The sequence below is a fragment of the Yoonia sp. genome, assembly GCF_017854415.1.
Classification (GTDB): Bacteria; Pseudomonadota; Alphaproteobacteria; order Rhodobacterales; family Rhodobacteraceae; genus Yoonia.
On record NZ_JAFMHR010000015.1, the window covers coordinates 7,190 to 10,542 of the forward strand.

At 56.4% G+C, this 3,353-nt stretch carries 3 protein-coding genes; all 3 read right to left on the reverse strand.

Annotated elements, in window-relative coordinates:
- Positions 1-188: 188 nt before the first annotated feature.
- Entirely contained in the window at positions 189-1,421 is a 1,233-nt protein-coding gene (locus tag QZ197_RS03205) for a mandelate racemase/muconate lactonizing enzyme family protein (RefSeq protein ID WP_296429968.1), read from the reverse strand.
- A gap of 10 nt (positions 1,422-1,431) precedes the next feature.
- Positions 1,432-2,511 carry a Zn-dependent alcohol dehydrogenase gene (locus tag QZ197_RS03210; RefSeq protein WP_296429970.1) on the reverse strand — a complete coding sequence of 360 codons (1,080 nt, stop codon included), beginning with the start codon at positions 2,509-2,511 and terminating at the stop codon, positions 1,432-1,434.
- A gap of 77 nt (positions 2,512-2,588) precedes the next feature.
- Positions 2,589-3,353 (reverse strand): MFS transporter (locus tag QZ197_RS03215; protein ID WP_296429972.1); only part of this gene is annotated, 765 nt, incomplete at its 5' end.

Below are 3,353 nucleotides of genomic sequence, written 5' to 3' on the forward strand. Positions count from 1 at the left end.
AAATCACGCGCGCGCAAGGCAGCTAGACCTTGCGTTGCGATTGTCGCCTCGGCGATATCGATGAGTTTTTCGCGCAATTCTGCGCGGCGCGTTTCTGTCTTGCTGGCCATCAGTGGGTCCTATTGGTGAACGTAGTTCATTTATAGGCCATCAGACTGTCGCTTGAAAGGGCGATCACGACGCGCGGTCTACTCTGTCTTCACCGGCGCACCACCCGCAAAGCTATTCACACTGTGATAACCGATGGGGTCTTCCTGCATTTGAAGGTGCAGCCCGTCGTCTGTGTATGGATGCGCGCGGGCAAGGTCTTCGTCGAAATCGATACCCAAGCCTGCGCCAGTCGGGACGGGGATATAGCCATCCTCTACCACGATACTGCCTTTGATCAGGTTGTGATGAAACGGCGTTTCAATGGTTTCTGCCATCAAGATATTTGGGATCGATGCCCCAAGCTGGACATTCGCCGCCCACTCTACCGGACCCGCATAAAGATGCGGCGCGATCTGTGCGTTATAGACTTCGGCTATAGCTGCGATCTTTTTGGTTTCCCAAATGCCACCCGAACGCCCCAAGGCAGGTTGCAAAATTGTTGCCGCTCCTGCGCGCAACACAGGCGCAAATTCAGCCTTAGTTGTCAGGCGTTCACCAGTAGCGACAGGGATGTTCACGGCCCCCGCGACCTTTGCCATCTCGGCTACATTGTCTGGCGGAATAGGCTCTTCGTACCACAGTGGGCCGTACGGTTCGATAGCTTTGCCTAGCCGGATCGCCCCGCCTGTGCTGAACTGCCCATGCGTGCCGAAAAGCAGATCGGCGCGGTCACCAACGGCCTCGCGGATAGCTTTGCAAAAAGCGACAGACAACGAGATGTCATGCATCGACGGCATGTGGCCGCCACGGATTGTGTAGGGGCCAGCGGGGTCAAATTTAACAGCTGTATAGCCCTTTTCGACCATATCAAGCGCGACTTCGGCGGCCATTTCGGGGCTTGCCCAAAAGTCTGGCAGGGGATGCGAGGGACGCGGATAAAGATATGTATAGGCGCGGATGCGGTCATTGGTGCGTCCGCCAATCAGCGCATGAACGGGGCGGTCGCGGTCTTTGCCCAAGATGTCCCAACAGGCCATTTCCAATCCAGACCAAGCGCCAATGCCTGTCAGGTCGGGGCGTTGGGTGAAGCCAGACGAATACACACGGCGGAACATCAGCTCGATATTCTCGGGATTTTCGCCCGCCATATGGCGTTCAAAAACATCCTTGATCACGGCCTTCATGGCCTCTGGTCCGACCGAGGAAGCATAGCATTCGCCGTATCCTACAATCCCGGTGTCTGTCGTGACCTTCGGGATGATCCAATAACGCCCACCCCAACCGGGGGCAGGTGGGGCGGTGACAATGATATCGAGATCAGCGAGCTTCATTTTGAATTCCTTAGTCGAACACAATCACATTGCGTTTGGCGCTGCCGGTTTTGGTGTCGGCGATCGCCTCGTTGATCTGCTCAAGCGTCCACCGCCCAGAAATCAGTTCGTCCAGTTTCAAGCGCCCTTGTTCATATAGGTCGACCATCCATGGAATGTCGCGCGCAATCACGACGTCGCCCATTTTGGAACCAACCATGCCTTGGCCGGTCGCAGCCAACATCACCGGTTCGTAGGTAGACATGGCGCCGGAATGCGGCATGCCGACCATGATAACCTTGCCACCGTTGGCCAGATATTGCGGGGCTGAATCGTAGGCTGGAATCGCACCCACTGTGACAAAAACGGCATCTGCGCCGCGCCCCATTGCTGCCTTGGCAGCGCGCCAAGGTTTATCAGCCGTCGCAAGCACGCCGTCGGTCGCACCAAATTCTTTCGCGATAGCAAGTTTTTCCTCGGACATGTCCACGGCAATGATCCGGCGTGCGCCCGCAATGCGCGCGCCTTGGATTGCGTTTAGCCCGACACCGCCCGCACCAATAACAACAACATCTTGGCCAGCACGCAGGCCTGCTGCGTTTACCACAGCGCCAACACCGGTGATCACACCGCAAGCCAGCAACGATGCGGCTTCCATGCCGATGCTTTCAGACAATTTCACTACCTGACTTTGATCAACAACGACCTTTTCGGCAAAGCCGCCTGTGTTCATCGCCTGATGTATTGGGCCGCCATTGGTATCCGTCAAAGGACCGCTGGCCATATCGCTTTCACATGCCACCGGCTTTCCGCCTGCGCACGACGGGCAGCTTCCGCACGCACGAATGAGGGTAACCAGGACCGGATCACCAACCGCAACACCGCGTACACCATCACCGATCGATGTGACATGCCCTGCCGCTTCGTGGCCGTAGACCGCGGGCAGTGTGCCGCCCCATCCACCGTCGATGAACGAGATATCTGAATGGCAAATGGCGCAGGCTTTCAGCGTCACTTCGACTTCGCCCATTTTGGGGGCTGCAAGCGTGACAGTTTCAATTGTAAGGGGCGCGCCAAATTCGCGGCAAACGGCTGCTTTTATTTGTGACATAGAAATGGTGTCCTGAGTTGTCGTGTTTGCGTTGATCCTGCGGCGTCAGAGCGCCCTATGCAAGTCAGAACACGACGTTATTCTTTGCGCGGTCGTTTTGGCCTCGGTGTTCGGATAAAGACAAAAATACAACCAATTGTCAGGATGGCGGATAGCAGAAAAGGTGCACCTGGCAGATAGACTGGGCCGTCGCCCGCCGTGAAATACCAAAACGTTTGTGTGACGGCTAGCGGTGCGACAATTGTCGCGACCGCGTTGATAGAAGTCACTGTGCCTTGCAGCTCGCCCTGTTGGCTATCTGATGCGGTTCGCGACATAATCCCCTGTAGCGCTGGCCCCGCGATGGACCCCAGTGCCGTCAAAGGTGTCAGTGCCAAAGCAACCCAGCCGTTCGTAACAAACGCGAGTGCGACAAAGGCCACGACATCTATGGAAAGCCCCAATATCACAGCATTTCGTTCACCGATCAGGCGCAAGATCGGCCGGATCAATAAGCCTTGGACAATCGCGATGCCGATTCCAAAAATCCCTAACGATAGGCCGATCATACCCGGCCCCCAGTCGAAACGCTCTGCCCCGAAATAGGCCCAAACGCCGGGATAGACGAAAAACGCGATGGTATAAACGAACGTGATCAGCATCAGCTTTTTCAAGCCAGGCAGTTGGCCGATGTTCTTGAAAGCACCTAGCGGGTTCGCGCGTCGCCACTCAAAGGGGCGGCGAATGCGGTCTGTGACGGTTTCCGGCAAAACATAATACCCGAACACTGCATTTGCGGCAGCAAGGAACGCAGCCGCCCAAAAGGGTGCGCGCGTGCCGTATTCGGCCAATAGTCCTCCGAA

What these genes read in the sequence shown, in the direction of transcription:
- QZ197_RS03205 (WP_296429968.1), bottom strand. Translation starts at nt 1,421, where the DNA reads ATGAAGCTCGCTGATCTCGATATCATTGTCACCGCCCCACCTGCCCCC.
- QZ197_RS03210 (WP_296429970.1), bottom strand. Translation starts at nt 2,511, where the DNA reads ATGTCACAAATAAAAGCAGCCGTTTGCCGCGAATTTGGCGCGCCCCTT.